The sequence below is a fragment of the Pseudomonas sp. FH4 genome, from assembly GCF_000510915.2.
Classification (GTDB): domain Bacteria; phylum Pseudomonadota; class Gammaproteobacteria; order Pseudomonadales; family Pseudomonadaceae; genus Aquipseudomonas; species Aquipseudomonas brenneri.
In genome coordinates this window covers 270203-288037 of record NZ_AOHN01000024.1, presented here as the reverse complement: position 1 = coordinate 288037, position 17835 = coordinate 270203, and the positions used below count along the sequence as shown (strand labels likewise).

Genomic DNA, 17835 nt, shown 5'->3' with positions numbered 1-17835 from the left:
CGCTACGTTAGCGTGTCTGAGGCGCGCTATTCTACAATCTTAAAAACCCCTGTCAACCCTTTAAATTGCTTTTAAGACAATGATTTGCGCTTCTTTCTGATTTCTTCTTGGGGAGAAGAAACCCGTGGGCTGACGTTGCTGCGGGGCGCACTTTACAAGCCTTTGCCTTACAGTTCAACGCCCTATCGAAAAAAAAGGCCCCGCAATGCGGGGCCTTTGCTTATAACCACCCAATCGGCGCTTAGTGGAAGACGATTTCGTCGTTTTCCACGGTGGCCTTGACGCTGGTCCCCGGCACAAAGCTGCCCGACAGGATCAGTTGGGCCAACGGGTTCTCGATCCAGCGCTGGATCGCACGCTTTAATGGCCGTGCGCCATACACTGGGTCGTAACCCACGGCGATCAACTTGTCCAAGGCCTCGCTGCTCAGCTCCAGCATCAGCTCGCGCTCTGCCAGACGACTGCGCAGGCGGCCCAGCTGGATCTCGGTGATGCCTGCAATCTGATCCCGTGCCAGGGGCTCGAAGATCACCACTTCATCGACCCGGTTGATAAATTCCGGGCGGAAGTGGCTGGTCAGTGCATCCATCACCGCTGCGCGCTGGGCTTCGCGATCCCCTACCAGTTCCTGGATCTGTACCGAGCCCAGGTTGGAGGTCATCACGATCACCGTATTACGGAAATCCACGGTACGCCCGTGACTGTCCGTCAGCCGGCCATCTTCCAGCACTTGCAGCAATACGTTGAACACATCCGGGTGAGCCTTCTCGACCTCATCCAGGAGGATCACCGAGTAAGGCTTACGCCGTACCGCTTCAGTCAGGTAGCCACCTTCCTCGTAACCCACATAGCCTGGTGGTGCCCCGATCAAGCGCGCCACGGAATGTTTCTCCATGAACTCGGACATGTCGATACGTACCATCGCCTCTTCGGTATCAAAGAGGAACTCGGCCAGGGCCTTGCACAGCTCAGTCTTACCCACACCGGTCGGGCCGAGGAACATGAACGAGCCACTCGGGCGGTTCGGGTCGGACAACCCGGCGCGCGAACGCCGTACCGCGTTGGACACTGCCACCACCGCCTCTTCCTGGCCGATGACGCGCTGGTGCAACAGGCTTTCCATGCGCAACAGCTTGTCACGCTCGCCTTCCAGCATCTTCGACACCGGAATGCCAGTCCACTTGGAGACCACCTCGGCAATTTCTTCCTCGGTCACCTTGCTGCGCAGCAGCTGGTTTTCACTGTGACCGTGCTGGTCGACCATTTGCAGGCTGCGTTCCAGATCCGGGATCACCCCGTACTGCAACTCAGCCATGCGGTTCAGGTCGCCTTTACGGCGTGCAGCTTCCAGCTCCTGGCGCGATTGCTCGATCTTTTGCTGGATCTGCGCAGAACCCTGTACTTCGGCTTTTTCCGAGGTCCAGATTTCTTCCAGGTCCGAATACTCACGCTCCAGACGGACAATTTCTTCCTGGAGTTTTTCCAGGCGTTTCTTCGCCGCGTCATCGTCTTCTTTCTTCAGCGCCTGGGATTCGACTTTCAGCTGAATCAGGCGCCGCTCCAAACGATCGAGCACTTCAGGCTTGGAGTCGATTTCCATGCGGATACGGCTAGCCGCTTCGTCGATCAGGTCGATAGCCTTGTCCGGCAACTGACGGTCAGTGATGTAGCGATGGCTCAACTTGGCCGCCGCAATGATCGCGCCGTCAGTGATGGCTACCCGGTGGTGGACCTCATAACGCTCTTTCAGGCCACGCAGGATCGCGATGGTGTCTTCTTCGCTCGGCTCTTCCACCAGTACTTTCTGGAAACGACGCTCAAGGGCCGCGTCCTTTTCAATGTACTGGCGGTATTCGTTGAGCGTGGTCGCACCGACGCAATGCAACTCGCCCCGAGCCAGTGCTGGCTTGAGCATGTTGCCCGCGTCCATCGAACCTTCGCCTTTACCGGCGCCGACCATGGTGTGCAGTTCGTCGATAAACAGAATGATCTGCCCTTCCTGCTTCGACAGTTCGTTAAGCAGGGATTTGAGGCGCTCTTCGAACTCGCCACGGAACTTGGCACCGGCGATCAACGCGCCCATGTCCAGGGACAGCAAGCGCTTGCCCTTGAGGCCGTCAGGCACTTCACCATTAATGATGCGCTGGGCCAGACCTTCGGCAATGGCGGTTTTACCCACGCCAGGCTCACCGATCAGCACCGGGTTGTTCTTGGTGCGGCGCTGCAAGACCTGGATGGTGCGACGAATTTCATCATCACGCCCGATCACCGGGTCCAGCTTGCCGTCTTCGGCGCGCTTGGTCAGGTCGACGGTGTATTTGTCCAGGGCCTGGCGCGACTCCTCGTGATTGGGGTCATTCACCGCCTCGCCGCCGCGCAGGTTGTTGATGGCATTTTCCAGGGCCTTTTTGCTCACGCCCTGGCCCAGCAACAACTTGCCGAGCTTGCTGTTGTCGTCCATGGCGGCGAGTAGCACCAGCTCGCTGGAGATGAACTGGTCACCCTTCTGCTGGGCCAGGCGGTCGGCCTGATTGAGCAGGCGCGCCAAATCCTGGGACATATTCACGTCGCCAGTAGGGTTCTGGATTTTTGGCAGTTGATCGAGCTCTTTGCTCAATTCCTTGCGCAGGCTGTTGACGTCAAAGCCCACCTGCATCAGCAGGGGCTTGATCGAACCACCCTGCTGCTCAAGGAGCGCCTGCATCAAGTGCGCAGGCTCGATGGCCGGATGGTCGAGGCCAACCGCCAGGGATTGAGAATCCGATAACGCCAATTGTAATTTGCTGGTTAAACGATCAATACGCATTAGTCACCTTCCTTTTGAGCAGGCCGGAGCTATGTGCGAGCGAGCTTGCTCGCGATTAACGCATCCTGAATGAAGAAACCTGCCAGATACCCTTATAGATGGGGTGGATTCTGGAAGATTCAAGCCGGCGATGCTTGATATGGATCAGGGGAGTCTAGCGTTCGAGCCAGATAAGGGAGGCGAATCGACCGGTGCGCGGGTTGCGCCGGTAAGAAAAGAAGCGTGAGTCGGTCACCGTACACAAGCCCCCGCCGTAGACCGCCGTGATACCGCGTGCAGCCAGGCGCAGGCGCGCCAGCTGGTAGATGTCGGCCAGGAACTTGCCAGGGTTGTGGCTCGGCACAAAGGCTTCGGCCGTTTGCGCAAGTTGCTGCATGAAGGCTTCACGTACTTCAGGGCCGACTTCAAAGGCCTTTGGGCCAATCGCCGGACCTAACCAGACCATTACCTCGGCAGGCGCTGTTTCCAGGCTTTGCGCAGCAGCTTCCAGCACACCCGCGGCCAGTCCACGCCAACCGGCATGGGCCGCGGCGACCCGGGTCCCGGCCTTGTTGCAAAACAAGGCCGGCAGACAATCGGCGGTCATCGCGGTGCAGGCGATGCCGGGCGTATCGGTCCAACTGCCGTCTGCCTCGGCAATCTGCCCAGGATCGGCCTCGACCACGACGACGCCATGAACCTGGCGTAGCCAGGCCGGCTGGATATCGAACGCGGCAGTGAGACGACGGCGATTCTCAAGCACAGCCCCAGGGCTGTCCTCGACATGATCGCCAAGATTCAGGCTGTCGAACGGCGCCAGACTGACGCCGCCCGCGCGGGTAGTGACGCAGGCTTTCACCCCGGCCGGCGCAGGCCAGTCAGGAATCAGCCAGTCACTCATCCGACAAAGGCCTCGCGGTCTTGCTTGAGCAGCGACAACAACCAGACAAAATCGTCAGGCAGTGGCGATTCCCAGCTCATCCGCTCACCGCTCGTCGGATGGTCCAGTTCCAGGAAGCGTGCATGCAGCGCCTGGCGCGGGAACGATTTCAACGATTCGACCATGGTCACACTGGCCGCCGGCGGAATACGGAAGCGACCACCGTAGGCCGGATCACCGACCAACGGGAAATTGATATGCGCCATATGCACCCGGATCTGGTGGGTACGGCCGGTTTCCAGCTTGACCCGAACATGGGTGTGGGAGCGGAAACGCTCCAGCACGCGGTAGTGGCTGACGGCCTGCTTGCCGCCCTCCATCACCGCCATGCGCTGGCGCTGCTGGCCATGGCGACCGATAGGCGCATTGATCTTGCCACCCGCCACGACTACACCAATCACGATGCACTCATAGATGCGGCTGACGCTGCGGCTCTGCAATTGTGTGACCAACTGCGTCTGCGCCTGGATGGTCTTGGCCACCACCATCAGACCGGTGGTGTCCTTGTCCAGGCGGTGGACAATGCCGCAGCGCGGGACATTGATGATGTCCGGCACATGGTGCAACAAGGCATTGAGCAAGGTGCCATCAGCGTGCCCGGCTGCCGGGTGAACCACCAGGCCTGCGGGTTTGTTGATCACCAGGATGTCGTCGTCTTCATAGACGATATCCAGCTCGATGTCCTGGGCGATCCATTCTCCCTGGGCTTCCTGCTCGGCAGTCAGCTCCAGAATCGAACCGCCATGGACTATGTCTCGCGGGCGGATAACCGCTCCATCCACAGTCAGGCGGCCGTCTTTGATCCAGGCGGAAAGGCGCGAGCGCGAGTGCTCAGCGAATAGTTGTGCGGCGACTTGATCGAGGCGTTGGCCGCCCAATTCGGACGGCACCTCTGCGCGAAGTTCAATTTTATCGGACATGCTCAGACTAGGCGTGGCACAGCCTTTGGTTTCGGCTGCGCGCTTGTGGTTAAATACGGCGTCTTTTGCCCCGAGGCTTTCATCGGGGCGCTCATCATAACAGGACGGCCCCGCCCAAGACAGCGGCCGTCATAGGGACGCAAGCCGCCATGCAAGTGAAACACCTGCTGCTGATCGCCATCCTCGCCATGACTGCTGCTTGCTCGTCAACAAAGGACGTCGTCGACGAAAACCTCAGTGAAGTCGAGCTGTACCAGCAGGCTCAGGCCGACCTGGACAATAATAGCTACACAAGCGCCACGGCCAAGCTCAAGGCCCTGGAGTCGCGTTATCCGTTTGGCCGCTATGCCGACCAGGCCCAGCTCGAACTGATCTATGCGAACTACAAGAACGCCGAGCCGGAAGCTGCCAAGTCCGCCGCCGAGCGTTTTATCCGCCTGCACCCGCAGCACCCGAACGTGGACTACGCCTACTACCTCAAGGGCCTGACCTCGTTTGACCAGGATGTCGGCCTGCTGGCGCGCTTCCTGCCGCTGGACATGACCAAGCGTGACCCAGGTGCCGCGCGCGACTCGTATAACGAGTTCGCCCAACTGACCAGCCGCTTCCCTAACAGCCGCTACGCGCCGGACGCCAAGCAGCGCATGATCTACCTGCGCAACCTGCTGGCTTCCTACGAGATCCACGTAGCCCACTACTACCTGACGCGCCAGGCTTATGTCGCTGCCGCCAACCGTGGTCGCTATGTAGTGGAAAACTTCCAGGAAACCCCTTCGGTGGGTGATGGCCTGGCTGTGATGACCGAAGCCTACATGCGCCTGCATCTGGATACCCTGGCAGACACCAGCCTGCAGACCTTGAAACTCAACTACCCGGACCACCCTAGCCTGAAAGACGGCCAGTTTGTGCCGCAGGTTGCCGAAGCGGACAACCGCTCGTGGTTGAGCAAGTACACCCTGGGTCTGATCGAGTCCCGTCCGCCGTTGCCGCCGGGCGAAACCCGAGCCAACCAGGACATTCTCAAGCAGTACCAGGACGCCAAGGACTCCATTCCGTCGGACCTCAAGCCGCATGACGAGAACGGCGACGTGATCGAGGAAGAAGCCCCCGAAGCCCTGGGCAACAACCAGGACCGCTCGTGGTTCAGCTACATGACGTTCGGTGTCTTTGACTGACACCAGTCTGGCCACACAAGAAGGAGTCCCTCGGGGCTCCTTTTTTCATGGCGCGACTTTATTACCCTGTGCGCCGTTAACATCCTTGGCTAAACTGCCGGATTCCCTGTCGAGAAGCTGCCTGCCATGGTTCGTTTACTGTTCTGGATTGCCCTGATTGCTGCTGCGGTATGGTTCTGGCGCAAGTTCAAGCGCCCCGCTTCAACGCAGCAACACCCCCGCGAACAAGGCGCTGCGCCCATGGTTCGCTGTGCCCACTGTGGCGTACATTTACCCCAGGACCGGGCGTTGAACCAGCAGCAGGAGTGGTACTGCACCCAGGCGCACCTGGAGCAGGGACCGAAATCTATCGAACGCTGAAAACCCTGGACCTGCAGGCACCCAAGCTTATATCCGACCAGCGGGTGCATAGGGGGCGGGGTCAATCACCGGCTCGTGCCCCAACAGCAAGTCAGCAAACAACTGACAAGACGCAGGCGCCAATACCAGCCCGTTGCGGTAGTGCCCACAGTTGAGCCACAGACCTTCAAACCCTGGCACCTTGCCAATGTACGGGATGCCCTCTGGCGACCCAGGCCGTAAACCGGCCCAATGCCCCACCACTTCGGCATCCGCCAGCGCTGGAATCAATTCCACCGCCGAGGCCTTGAGGCTTTCCAGGGCCGGCTCGGTCGGCGTCTTGTCGAAACCCTCATGCTCCAGCGTACTGCCAACCAGGATATGCCCATCCCGACGCGGGATCGCATAGCGCCCCTTCGCCAGAACCATGCAGGACAGAAAGTCCGCAGCACACTTGTACAAAATCATCTGGCCCTTGACCGGCTCCACCGGCAACGTCAGACCCAGGCTGCCAAGCAACTCGCCACTCCAGGCACCGGCCGCGAGAACGACCTCGTCGCCCCGCACCTCACCCTGCGCCGTATTGACCCCGACGATGCTGCCGCCCTCCTGGATAAAGCCCTGTACCGCGCAATGCTCATGCAGGGTTACGCCGGGCAACGCCAACAACGCAGCCTTGAGGGATTTGACCAGGCGCGGATTGCGCACGTTGGCCACGTCCGCCATATAGATAGCCTGTGCAAACCCAGCACCCAGCACCGGCACCGCGTCACGGGCGGCCGAAACATCCACCTTGCTCAATGGCCGGCCTTCCTGAACGGCCCAGGCCAGGGCATCGGCTTCATCGTCCAGATCCAGCCAATACAGGCCCGTGGTATGAACCTCAGGGTCCACACCCGTGGCCGCAAACAGACGCTGGGCCAACTGTGGGTAGAAATCCTGGGACCAGTGCGCCAGCGCCGTGACTGCCGGGCTGTAGCGCCATGGATATAACGGCGAAACAATCCCGCCACCGGCCCAGGAGGACTCCTGCCCAAACGACGAACGGTCCAGAACGACCACCGCCCGCCCTTGAGTTGCCAGGTTGAACGCCGTCAACAGCCCGATAACACCACCACCCACAACCACGACTTGCTGTTGCTTGGTCATTGTTCCATTCAGCCCATAAAAAGAAAGGAGTGCCCACCAGCCTCAGCGCCCCCAGCATTCCTGACGCGTCGTGCCGGGCACAGCGCCGGGATTAGCCCGTGCGCCAGTGCTGGTCAAACTGAACTCACCACAAGGATCACCCAGCATCGCGACGGCAAAGGGCGTCGCGGTTAGCGTGAAATCCTGGGGATTCAGAATCACCGTGATTCTATAGCGATCATTGCCGGTGCTGACGCCGCTTGCATCAATAAAAGTGCCATTTCTCACGTAATAGCGCTCCAGATGCTGGGCTTGCTCCGTGAGCAGCCCGACAATTTCCGTGCGATAGGCTTTTTTCACATGGGCGGTGTACCCCGGATAAATCACCGCGGCCAATGTGGCAATAACCGCCAGTGCGATCAGTAATTCGATCAAGGTGAATCCTTTGCAGTTGCCGCTCATCGCGATGTCCACCTACTGAAGTTGTCGCCATAGAATTCGTCGAAATCGCTCACCGGCGTCATCAGCCGAGGCTACCCGTGCATAGACGCTCTCCAGAACGCTGCGCGACTGGCCGCTGATTCCCACTGCCGTGACCCGATACAAAGTCGCCGGGGTGTCGGGCGGCAAATGCGCCAATCCGATACCGACGCCCAGGTTTTGAATGCCATAAATACCCGCCTTCATGCCGACCCAGGTAACGGCCGAGACCGGATCGACGCCCGGCCGGCTGATGACATACGCCTCTTTCGGCGGTGCGCAGGTGACAAGTGACTGACAGGGCGGCAAACCGAATCCTTGCGCCTGCACAGCCGACTCACCGCGCCTGAGTCCGCTTTCGGCAGCCTGAAACGATTGGTTGCGATGCCGGAGGCTGCCAGCGAGCTGTTCCTGCGACGTTGCGCCCTGCATCGATGACAGCCCGAGAACCATCAACAACAGCAGCAACACCAGGCTGATCAACAGCACCATGCCACGCTGTCTGGGGGCCGATATCCGGAGCGCGCTATTCAAGACGATTACGCACGGCAGCGACAGCGCTATAGACCTGGTCCCGCACGCGGCCTGCCGGATCGCGGAGCGTCAACACCACACGCACACTGCGGATCAGCAAGTCATCATCGGGATCGCTGTCATACCGGGTCACGACACTGGAGCCAGGCTGGCTAGCCACCCCGAAGCTCAACTCGAACGCCCCCACGTTATCCACCAGCACTGCCTTGGCGGGGGATGCCGGAGTGCTTAGTTTCAGTTGCCCCGACTCAAAGCTGTAGGTCAGTTTGCGTACGGGAAAAGCGATCTGCCCGGCCCCTGGCTTGGGTGGCAGCCCCGAATAGGCCTGGGCGCTGCCGACACAATTGCTGAGCACCGTCCAGTCTGGCCGACTGCCCTGGCTACCGACATCGCTGGTAACCAGTGTCAAGCTGGTTGAGGCACCATTGACCACCACGCTGACCGGCCTGGAAAAGTCAGCAGGCGCCTGAGCAATCAAAGGCAGGGACAGGCAACCGAACATCCCCGCCAGACGAATCTCCTGGATCATCTTGCCCAGGACAAATCGACCCTCATCCTGCAATAACGCCGACGCGTACTGGCTGGCAGCGGTGCTTTGCGCCGCCAATGTTATCTGGACGGCCGCCAGGACCACGATCAGCCCCAAGCTCGCCGCCAGCAATACTTCGACCAGCCCAAACCCCGTACTGGAGCGCCTCATCGCGCAGGCCTCGGGTCAACCGCGACACGACTGGTCAGGGTGAATGTTTCACGGGTATTACCAGCATTGGCTGCGCGCGAATCATCCCAACTGATACTGATGGTGACTTCACGCTGATTGATCGCAATCGATCCTTTGGCGGTATCGCCGGCAAAGTGACTGATATTGGCCTCGAAGTCGTGCAAATCCAGATCCCGGACACTCGCGGCCACGGTGGTGGTGAGCGCAACATCGCCGCTCTCCCAGGCGTAGTCGGCACCGGCATTGGCGCGGATCCGGTCGAGCATGTCATAGGCAATGAAACTCGCCTGGCTGATCATCCTGGAGCTGTCGGTGTACTTGAGCACATTCAACTGGATCAGCCCGACCCCAAGCAGGCCAACGCCGAGAATCAGCAGCGAGACCAGCACTTCGATCAGGCTCATGCCGACCTGCCGGGTGGCACCAGAGGGGGCACAAGACGTTGCCGGGCAAGCGCGCATAGCCATCGTCATCCTTGTCGAGGGTCATCGAAACGGCCGAAATAGCCGTGTGTTGCCCAAGACTAGCGCCACACTCGCAGCCGCGCCGCCCCTAGGAATAAAGGGAAATACTTTGGACAGGAAGGCCATCACTGCACGGACGTAGACCACCGCTATAACTAGTACAGCCACAGCCCAATGAACTGTCCATGGAGGGACGAGGTATGAAACAACGCGGTTTCACATTGATCGAGTTGCTGTTCGGATTGATCTTCAGCGGCATCCTGGCACAACTGGCAGTACCCAGTTTCAAGAGCCTGCTGGACTCACAAACACGACTGAGCGCGGCGCAGACCCTGGCGTCCGGCCTGCGCTACGCCCGCACCCAGGCCATTGCACGCAATCGAACGGTGATCATCCATGCACGGGATGATGACTGGAGCCGAGGCTGGAAGGTGGTGGTGGACATGAATGGGCGCGGCCATCTGGACGACGACAACCCGGTATTGCTGGAGCGCCAGGACAATGGACGGATCCCCATCATCGGCAATACCCCGGTGCGCACGCAGATTCGCTTCAGCGGGTTGGGCGAACCCCTGCTGGCTGCGGGAGGGTTTCGCGCCGGCACTGTGCATGTGTGCTCAACGGACCAGCCGTTGAGCCTGCATCAGGTGGTGCTGGCGCCCACCGGTCGTATCAGCCTGCGCAGCGACAAGACCGAGCAGGCCTTGTGCCGGGGGTACGATGAACTGGGGCTCAGAGCAGCGAACGAACCCGCAGCTCCTTGGGCATGGAAAAAGTGATGTTTTCTTCACGCCCTGCCAACTCGTCGGCACCTGTGGCGCCCCACGCCTGCAACTGCTGGATCACGCCCCGCACCAGGACTTCCGGCGCCGAGGCGCCTGCCGTGATACCGATACGCTCGACACCATCGAACCAACTGCGCTGCAAGTCTTCGGCACCATCAATCAGGTACGCCGGGGTGGCCATGCGTTCAGCCAGTTCACGCAGACGATTGGAGTTGGAGCTGTTGGGGCTCCCCACAACCAGCACCACGTCACATTCGTCGGCCAGTTGCTTGACGGCATCCTGGCGGTTTTGCGTGGCGTAGCAGATGTCGTCCTTGCGTGGCCCACCAATGGCGGGGAAACGGGTACGCAGGGCGTCGATGACACGGCTGGTGTCATCCATAGACAAGGTGGTCTGGGTCACGAATGCCAACTTTTCAGGGTTATGCACTTGCAACTCGGCGACGTCTTTTTCGTCTTCCACCAAGTAGATCGCGCCGCCATTGCTGGCGTCGTACTGGCCCATGGTGCCTTCGACTTCCGGGTGGCCGGCGTGGCCGATCAGGATGCACTCACGGCCGTCGCGGCTGTAGCGCGCCACCTCGATATGCACCTTGGTCACCAGCGGGCAAGTCGCGTCGAACACTTTCAGGCCCCGGCCTGCTGCTTCTGTGCGTACAGCCTGGGAAACACCATGGGCGCTGAAAATGACGATAACGTCATCTGGTACCTGATCCAGCTCTTCGACAAAAATCGCGCCGCGAGCTCGCAGGTCTTCGACCACGAACTTGTTGTGGACCACTTCATGACGCACATAGATCGGCGGCCCGAAGACTTCCAGGGCGCGATTGACGATTTCGATCGCCCGGTCCACACCAGCGCAGAAGCCACGGGGGTTGGCGAGTTTGATTTGCATGCTGTGCCTCGTGTCTTGCCATGTAGGAGCGAGCTTGCTCGCGAAAATTTCACAGACACCGCGATCATTCAGGATGTCAGCATTATCGGTGAAGACCTTCGCGAGCAAGCTCGCTCCTACAGTAGGCCGGAATCGTCAGTTAGAGCGCTTTAACGTCGAAGATTTCAACATCAAAGGTCAAGGTCTTGCCGGCTAGCGGGTGGTTGAAATCGATGGTCACTTGAGTGTCATCGAAGGTTTTTACCACGCCGGGCAGCTCGGTATTCGCCGCATCATTGAAGATCACCAGCAAGCCTTCCGACAGTTCCATATCCTGGAACTGCGAACGCGGGATGATCTGTACGTTTTGCGGGTTGGGCTGGCCAAAGGCGTTTTCCGGGAGGATCTGCAGGGTGCGCTTGTCGCCGGCCTTGAAACCGAACAACGCAGCCTCGAAGCCCGGCAACAGGTTACCGTCGCCGACCTTGAAGGTCGCCGGGGCCTTGTCGAACGTGCTGTCGACCGTGTCGCCGTTCTCCAGGCGCAATGCAAAATGCAAGGTGACTTCCGTGTTCTGGCCAATGCGTTGTTCGGCCAATACTTGTTCAGTCATTTACGGTCTCTCCGGGTTTGTTGCCCTTGAACATATCCAGCGCCAGCATGACAGCGCCAACACAGATGGCGCTATCGGCAAAGTTGAACGCAGGGAAATAATAGCGGTTCTGCCAATGCACCAGAATGAAGTCGATCACATGGCCCAGGGCGATGCGGTCGTACAGGTTGCCCAAGGCACCGCCCAGCACCAACGCCAGGGCGATAGCCAGCCAGGTGTCATTGCGGCCCAGGCGCTTGAGCCAGACCACCAGCACCGCACTGACCACCACCGCGATCAGGGCGAACAGCCAACGCTGCCAACCACCGCTGTCAGCCAGGAAGCTGAATGCAGCGCCGGTGTTGTAGGCCAGGGTCCAGCTGAAGTAGTCAGGAATCACCACGATCTGCTGGAACATTTCCAGGGTGCCCTCGAAGTGAGCCTTGCTGACCTGGTCGATGACCAGGACCAGCAAGCTCAGGACGAGCCAGCCCAGACGTCCGAAACGGCTGGACTTAGGCATAGTGGCGAACCTCGCCAGCACCGCTGATGTTGTCGACGCAACGACCGCAGACTTCCGGATGCTCAGGGTTCACGCCGACATCTTCACGGCAGTGCCAGCAACGGGCGCACTTGGCGAAGGCCGACTTGACCACCTTGAGCTTGAGGCCCGGCACTTCGGTAGCGACCGCATCAGCCGGGGCCTGGGCGAATGGCGCCAGACTGGCTGTGGAAGTAATCAGCACGAAGCGCAGTTCGTTGCTCAACTTGCCCAGGTCGGCGCTCAGGCCCTCCTCGGCAAACAGCGTGACTTCGGCTTGCAGGTTGCCACCCACGGCCTTGGCCGCACGCTGGACTTCCAGCTCCTTGTTCACCGCGACCTTGACGGCCATCACGCCTTCCCAGTACTCACGGCCTAGTTCGAAGTCAGCCGGCAATTCGGTCAGGCCTTCGTACCAGGTATTGAGCATCACGGACTCGTTCCGCTCGCCCGGCAGGTATTCCCACAGTTCGTCGGCGGTGAAGGCCAGGATCGGGGCGATCCAGCGCACCAGCGCTTCGGTGATGTGGTACAGCGCGGTCTGCGCCGAACGGCGTGCCTTGCTGTCGGCGCCGGTGGTGTACTGGCGATCCTTGATGATGTCGAGGTAGAAGCCACCCAACTCCTGCACGCAGAAGTTGTGGATCTTCGAGTAGACGTTCCAGAAACGGTATTCGCCGTAGTGTTCCTGCAACTCGCGCTGCAGCAACAGGGTACGGTCCACGGCCCAACGGTCCAGGGCGAGCATTTCCTCGGCCGGCAGGATGTCGGTGGCCGGGTTGAAACCGGTCAGGTTCGACAGCATGAAGCGCGCGGTATTGCGGATACGACGGTAGGCATCGGCGCTACGCTGCAGGATCTGCTCCGAAACGGCCATCTCGCCCGAGTAGTCGGTCGAAGCCACCCACAGGCGCATGATATCGGCGCCCAGGGTGTCATTGACCTTCTGCGGCGCGATCACGTTGCCCAGGGACTTGGACATCTTGCGGCCGTTCTCGTCGACGGTGAAGCCGTGGGTCAGCAGTTCGCGGTACGGGGCGTGATCGTCGATGGCGCAGCCGGTCAGCAGGGACGAGTGGAACCAGCCACGGTGCTGGTCCGAACCTTCCAGGTACAGGTCGGCACGCGGGCCGGTCTCGTGACCCATCGGGTGCGAGCCGCGCAGTACGTGCCAGTGGGTGGTACCGGAGTCGAACCACACATCGAGGGTGTCGCTGATCTTGTCGTACAGCGGCGCTTCGTCGCCCAGCAGCTCAGCGGCATCCAGCTTGAACCAGGCTTCGATGCCTTCCTGTTCAACACGCTGGGCCACCACTTCCATCAACTCGACGGTACGTGGGTGCAGTTCGCCGCTTTCCTTGTTCAGGAAGAACGGGATCGGCACGCCCCAGTTGCGCTGGCGGGAGATGCACCAGTCCGGACGGTTGGCGATCATCGAGTGCAGGCGCGCCTGGCCCCAGGCCGGGACGAACTGGGTGTCTTCGATGGCCTTGATCGCACGCTTGCGCAGGGTTTCGCCGGCAACCGGCTCTTTGTCCATGCCGATGAACCACTGCGCGGTGGCGCGGTAGATCAGCGGGGTCTTGTGGCGCCAGCAGTGCATGTAGCTGTGCTTGATGGTTTCGGTGTGCAGCAGCGCACCGACTTCCGTCAATTTGTCGATGATCGGCTGGTTGGCCTTGAAGATGAACTGGCCGCCGAAGAACTCCAGCGAAGGCGCGTACACGCCATTGCTCTGCACCGGGTTGAGGATGTCATCGTTGACCATGCCATAGGCTTTGCAGGTCACGAAGTCGTCCACACCGTAGGCCGGCGCGGAGTGAACCACACCGGTACCCGAACCCAGCTCGACATAGTCGGCCAGGTACACCGGCGACAGGCGGTCATAGAACGGGTGACGGAAGTTGATCAGTTCCAGCGCGGAGCCGGTGGCGGTAGCGATCACCGAACCCTGCAGCTCGTAACGGGCCAGACAGGCCTCGACCATTTCCTCGGCCAGCACCAGCAGGCGATCACCAACGTCCACCAGGGCGTAGGTGAATTCCGGGTGCACGTTCAGCGCCTGGTTGGCCGGAATGGTCCACGGGGTGGTGGTCCAGATCACGATGGCAGCTGGCTTGGCCAGGCTCGCCAGGCCGAACGCCTGGGCCAGCTTGGCGTCGTCGGCGATCGGGAACGCGACGTCGATGGTCGAGGACTTCTTGTCTTCGTACTCGACTTCCGCTTCGGCCAGGGCCGAGCCGCAGTCAAAGCACCAGTTCACGGGCTTGAGGCCCTTGAACACGAAGCCGCCCTTGACGATTTCGGCCAAGGCACGGATTTCACCGGCCTCGTTCTTGAAATTCATGGTCTTGTACGGGTTGTCCCAGTCGCCCAACACACCCAGGCGGATGAATTCGGACTTCTGCCCTTCGATCTGCTCGGTGGCGTAGGCACGGCACAGCTCGCGGGTCTTGTCGGCACCCAGGTTCTTGCCGTGGGTCACTTCGACCTTGTGTTCGATCGGCAGGCCGTGGCAGTCCCAACCCGGGACATAAGGCGCGTCGAAGCCCGAAAGGGTTTTCGAGCGGATGATCATGTCCTTGAGAATCTTGTTCAGCGCATGACCGATGTGAATCGTGCCGTTGGCATAAGGAGGGCCGTCGTGCAGGACGAATTTCGGACGATCCTTGCCAATCTCGCGCAACTTTCCGTACAGGCCAATACTGTCCCAGCGCTGCAGGATCTGCGGTTCGCGCTGTGGCAGGCCGGCCTTCATTGGGAAGGCGGTGTCCGGAAGGTTTAGCGTGGCTTTATAGTCGGTCATTTAAGGCTCTTCATTAGCGATGGGCGCTAGGTGCGGCTAGTGCACGGGCGGCGGCGACATCCGCATTGATCGCCGTTTTCAACGCCTCAAGGGAGGCGAATCGCTGCTCTTCACGCAGCTTTTGGTGGAAAACCACCGTCAAACGCCGGTCATACAAATCCCCGGCAAAATCCAAAAGGTGAACTTCCAGGTGGGCCTTGCCATCACCTGCAACCGTAGGCCTGACACCTATATTGGCGACTCCGGGCCACGGCTGGCCGTCGATCTCGACACTCACCAGGTAGACCCCGGTCAGTGGCACGCGACGGCGCTTGAGTTGCACGTTGGCGGTTGGCGTGCCCAGTTGGCGCGCCAGCTTCTGGCCGTGCAAGACCCGCCCGGCAATCCGGAACGGGCGACCGAGCAAACGCTCGGCCAAAGCGAAGTCGGCAGCAGCCAGGGCATTTCGCACCTGGGTGCTGCTCACGCGCAGACCGTCCAGTTCAACGGTTTGCGCGGCTTCGACGGTAAAACCCTGGGTTACGCCGGCTTGTTGCAGGAAATCGAAATCCCCTACCCGGTCGCAACCGAAGCGGAAGTCGTCACCGACCTCCAAATGCTGCACACCCAAGCCATCGACAAGGATACGGTCGACGAACTCGGTGGCGCTGAGACTGCGCAAACGCTGGTTGAAGGCCAGGCACAGAACCCGGTCCACGCCTTCTTCGGCCAGCAACTGCAGTTTGTCCCGCAGGCGGGCCAAACGGGCCGGGGCCGTCTCGGGAGTGAAGAACTCACGGGGCTGCGGCTCGAAAATCACCACGCAGCTGGGCACGCCCAACTCGACTGCACGCTCGCGCAGCCGCGCCAGGATAGCCTGGTGGCCACGGTGAACACCGTCAAAGTTGCCAATAGTGGCGACGCAGCCCCGATGCTCGGGGCGCAGGTTGTGGAGACCTCGAACCAGCTGCATAACGCGCTTCTTGCTCATAAAGTGGTCGATTATAACCACACCCGGCCCCGGACGACAGGCAACAGCACAGGCCAAGTGATTCGAATCGAAAAAACAGCCAGCTTATTGTTGATTGCGATCAATTCAGCGCCTTGCGATTGAAATCCCGCAGACGGAAGCCCAGCAGCAATAACATGCCAAAGTAGGCGATCACCCCGGCCACGACCAGCAGGCCCAGGCGCAGGAATCGCTCCAGCATCTGCCCTTCGTCCCACGCGGGCATCCAGTGCATCAGCCCCAGCAATACCGCCGACATCACGGCCACGGCCAACAGCAACTTGAGGGCAAACACGCCCCAGCCCGGTTGCGGCTGGTACATTTTTTGTTTGCGCAGTTGATAAAACAGCAGGCCGGCGTTGATGCAGGCGCCGGCGCTGATCGCCAAGGCCAGGCCCGCGTGAGCCAGCGGCCCGATAAATATCAGGTTGAACAGTTGGGTGACCACCAGGGTGAAAATCGCGATTTTCACTGGAGTCCGGATGTTTTGCTGGGCGTAAAAACCCGGCGCCAACACCTTGATCACAATAATCCCCAGCAGGCCCACCGAATAAGCGATCAGCGCACGCTGGGTCATCAAGGCGTCGAAGACGCTGAACTGGCCGTACTGGAACAACGAAACGGTCAGCGGCTCGGCCAGGATCCCCAGGGCCAGGGCGCATGGCAGCACCAACACAAAGCACAGGCGCAGGCCCCAGTCGAGAATGCGCGAGTATTCATGGCGATCCTTGCTGGCATAGGTACGCGCCAGGGTCGGCAGCAAAATGGTGCCCAACGCCACGCCCAGCACGCCGGAGGGCAATTCCATCAGGCGGTCGGCGTAATACATCCACGACACGGAGCCAGAGACCAGCAGCGAAGCAAACGCGGTGTTGATGATCAGGGAGATCTGGCTGACCGACACCCCGAGAATCGCCGGCAGCATGTTTTTCATCACGCGCCACACGCCGGTATCCTTGAGATTGAGGCGCGGCAACACGAGCATGCCGATCTTTTTCAGGTGCGGCAGTTGGTACAACAGTTGCGCCAGGCCGCCGGCCAGCACTGCCCAGCCGAGCGCCATGACCGGCGGATCGAAATATGGCGTGAGGAACAGGGCAAAGATGATCATGCTGACGTTAAGCAGGGTCGGCACAAACGCCGGCACCGAGAAACGGTTCCAGGTATTGAGGATCGCGCCGGCCAGGGACGACAGGGAAATCAGCAATATATAAGGAAAGGTCACCCGCAGCAGATCACTGGTCAGGGCGAACTTTTCCGGGGTGTTGGCAAACCCGGGTGCCGTGGCCCAGATAATCCAGGGCGCGGCGAGCATCCCGGCGATGGTCACCAACATCAGCACCAGCGTCAAAAGACCCGAGACATAGGCAATGAATGTGCGGGTGGCCTCTTCGCCTTGCTGGGTCTTGTACTCCGCCAGAATCGGCACAAATGCCTGGGAAAACGCACCCTCGGCGAAGATCCGCCGTAGCAGGTTGGGCAGCTTAAACGCGATAAAGAAGGCATCCGTGGCCATGCTCGCGCCAAAAATACGCGCGATGAGGGTGTCACGCACAAACCCCAGAACCCGGGAAATCATCGTGATAGAGCTGACAGCGGCCAACGACTTGAGCAGATTCATTGAAAGAGTTTTTGCCTATAGATAAAGAGCAGGCGAACAAAGCGCCTACTTATGCGATACTACGCGCCTGCAACAGCACAGAGCCAAAGCTCGCGAGTTTACAGGTCAAGCGCCGGAAATAAATCACCCGCCTCTTCAGATC

General features: G+C 60.2%; 17 protein-coding genes. 3 read left to right on the top strand and 14 right to left on the bottom strand.

The window, feature by feature from the left end; all coding sequences use genetic code 11:
• Positions 1–241: 241 nt before the first annotated feature.
• The 3 genes from clpB to rluD form a co-directional block, all read right to left on the bottom strand.
• On the bottom strand, positions 242–2806 hold the full coding sequence (gene clpB, locus H097_RS20005; protein WP_032861899.1) for an ATP-dependent chaperone ClpB: 2565 nt from the start codon (positions 2804–2806) through the stop codon (positions 242–244).
• A gap of 154 nt (positions 2807–2960) precedes the next feature.
• Positions 2961–3686, bottom strand: a complete 726-nt coding sequence (gene pgeF / locus H097_RS20000; protein ID WP_032861897.1) for a peptidoglycan editing factor PgeF — start codon at positions 3684–3686, stop codon at positions 2961–2963.
• The gene (gene rluD / locus H097_RS19995) at positions 3683–4645 is read right to left on the bottom strand and encodes a 23S rRNA pseudouridine(1911/1915/1917) synthase RluD (RefSeq protein ID WP_032861896.1); all 963 of its coding nucleotides are present in this window, start codon (positions 4643–4645) and stop codon (positions 3683–3685) included. The genes pgeF and rluD overlap by 4 nt, the downstream gene beginning before the upstream one ends.
• Before the next feature lie 149 nt (positions 4646–4794).
• Between rluD and H097_RS19990 the strand changes: the two genes are divergently transcribed.
• Positions 4795–5820, top strand: coding sequence for an outer membrane protein assembly factor BamD (locus tag H097_RS19990; protein WP_032861895.1), 1026 nt, complete (start codon positions 4795–4797; stop codon positions 5818–5820).
• A 126-nt stretch (positions 5821–5946) separates the two neighbouring features.
• Positions 5947–6180, top strand: a complete 234-nt coding sequence (locus H097_RS27940) for a PP0621 family protein (RefSeq protein WP_082445643.1) — start codon at positions 5947–5949, stop codon at positions 6178–6180.
• A 27-nt stretch (positions 6181–6207) separates the two neighbouring features.
• On the opposite strand, the gene thiO is transcribed toward H097_RS27940, so the two are convergent.
• From thiO to pilV, 5 genes are read right to left on the bottom strand one after another with little or no spacing between them, the layout of a single operon-like run.
• Positions 6208–7308: a glycine oxidase ThiO gene (gene thiO, locus H097_RS19985; protein ID WP_032861894.1), complete on the bottom strand. Its 1101-nt coding sequence runs from the start codon at positions 7306–7308 to the stop codon at positions 6208–6210.
• Between the two features lie 42 nt (positions 7309–7350).
• Entirely contained in the window at positions 7351–7749 is a 399-nt protein-coding gene (locus tag H097_RS19980) for a type IV pilin protein (protein WP_032861892.1), read from the bottom strand.
• Positions 7750–7761: 12 nt separating this feature from the next.
• The gene (locus H097_RS19975) at positions 7762–8259 is read right to left on the bottom strand and encodes a PilX N-terminal domain-containing pilus assembly protein (RefSeq protein WP_050593418.1); all 498 of its coding nucleotides are present in this window, start codon (positions 8257–8259) and stop codon (positions 7762–7764) included.
• 34 nt (positions 8260–8293) lie between these two features.
• The gene (locus tag H097_RS19970) at positions 8294–9001 is read right to left on the bottom strand and encodes a hypothetical protein (RefSeq protein ID WP_032861888.1); all 708 of its coding nucleotides are present in this window, start codon (positions 8999–9001) and stop codon (positions 8294–8296) included.
• Entirely contained in the window at positions 8998–9483 is a 486-nt protein-coding gene (gene pilV / locus H097_RS19965) for a type IV pilus modification protein PilV (protein WP_032861887.1), read from the bottom strand. The genes H097_RS19970 and pilV overlap by 4 nt, the downstream gene beginning before the upstream one ends.
• Positions 9484–9686: 203 nt before the next feature.
• Here pilV and H097_RS19960 point away from each other — a divergent pair, with 203 nt between their 5' ends.
• A complete protein-coding gene (locus H097_RS19960; RefSeq protein ID WP_032861886.1) occupies positions 9687–10265 on the top strand; it encodes a GspH/FimT family pseudopilin in 579 nt (192 codons plus the stop codon).
• On the opposite strand, the gene ispH is transcribed toward H097_RS19960, so the two are convergent.
• The 6 genes from ispH to murJ all read right to left on the bottom strand — a co-directional run bounded on the left by ispH (position 10219) and on the right by murJ (position 17693).
• Positions 10219–11166 carry a 4-hydroxy-3-methylbut-2-enyl diphosphate reductase gene (ispH, locus tag H097_RS19955; RefSeq protein WP_032861885.1) on the bottom strand — a complete coding sequence of 316 codons (948 nt, stop codon included), beginning with the start codon at positions 11164–11166 and terminating at the stop codon, positions 10219–10221. The genes H097_RS19960 and ispH overlap by 47 nt on opposite strands.
• 139 nt (positions 11167–11305) lie before the next feature.
• Positions 11306–11743, bottom strand: a complete 438-nt coding sequence (gene fkpB / locus H097_RS19950; RefSeq protein ID WP_174553312.1) for an FKBP-type peptidyl-prolyl cis-trans isomerase — start codon at positions 11741–11743, stop codon at positions 11306–11308.
• A 7-nt stretch (positions 11744–11750) separates the two neighbouring features.
• Positions 11751–12260 carry a signal peptidase II gene (lspA, locus tag H097_RS19945; RefSeq protein ID WP_032861883.1) on the bottom strand — a complete coding sequence of 170 codons (510 nt, stop codon included), beginning with the start codon at positions 12258–12260 and terminating at the stop codon, positions 11751–11753.
• Positions 12253–15084, bottom strand: coding sequence for an isoleucine--tRNA ligase (ileS, locus tag H097_RS19940; RefSeq protein ID WP_032861881.1), 2832 nt, complete (start codon positions 15082–15084; stop codon positions 12253–12255). The genes lspA and ileS overlap by 8 nt, the downstream gene beginning before the upstream one ends.
• A 13-nt stretch (positions 15085–15097) precedes the next feature.
• Positions 15098–16036, bottom strand: coding sequence for a bifunctional riboflavin kinase/FAD synthetase (gene ribF, locus H097_RS19935; RefSeq protein WP_029292040.1), 939 nt, complete (start codon positions 16034–16036; stop codon positions 15098–15100).
• Between the two features lie 118 nt (positions 16037–16154).
• Positions 16155–17693, bottom strand: a complete 1539-nt coding sequence (gene murJ, locus H097_RS19930) for a murein biosynthesis integral membrane protein MurJ (RefSeq protein ID WP_032861880.1) — start codon at positions 17691–17693, stop codon at positions 16155–16157.
• Positions 17694–17835: the final 142 nt, after the last annotated feature.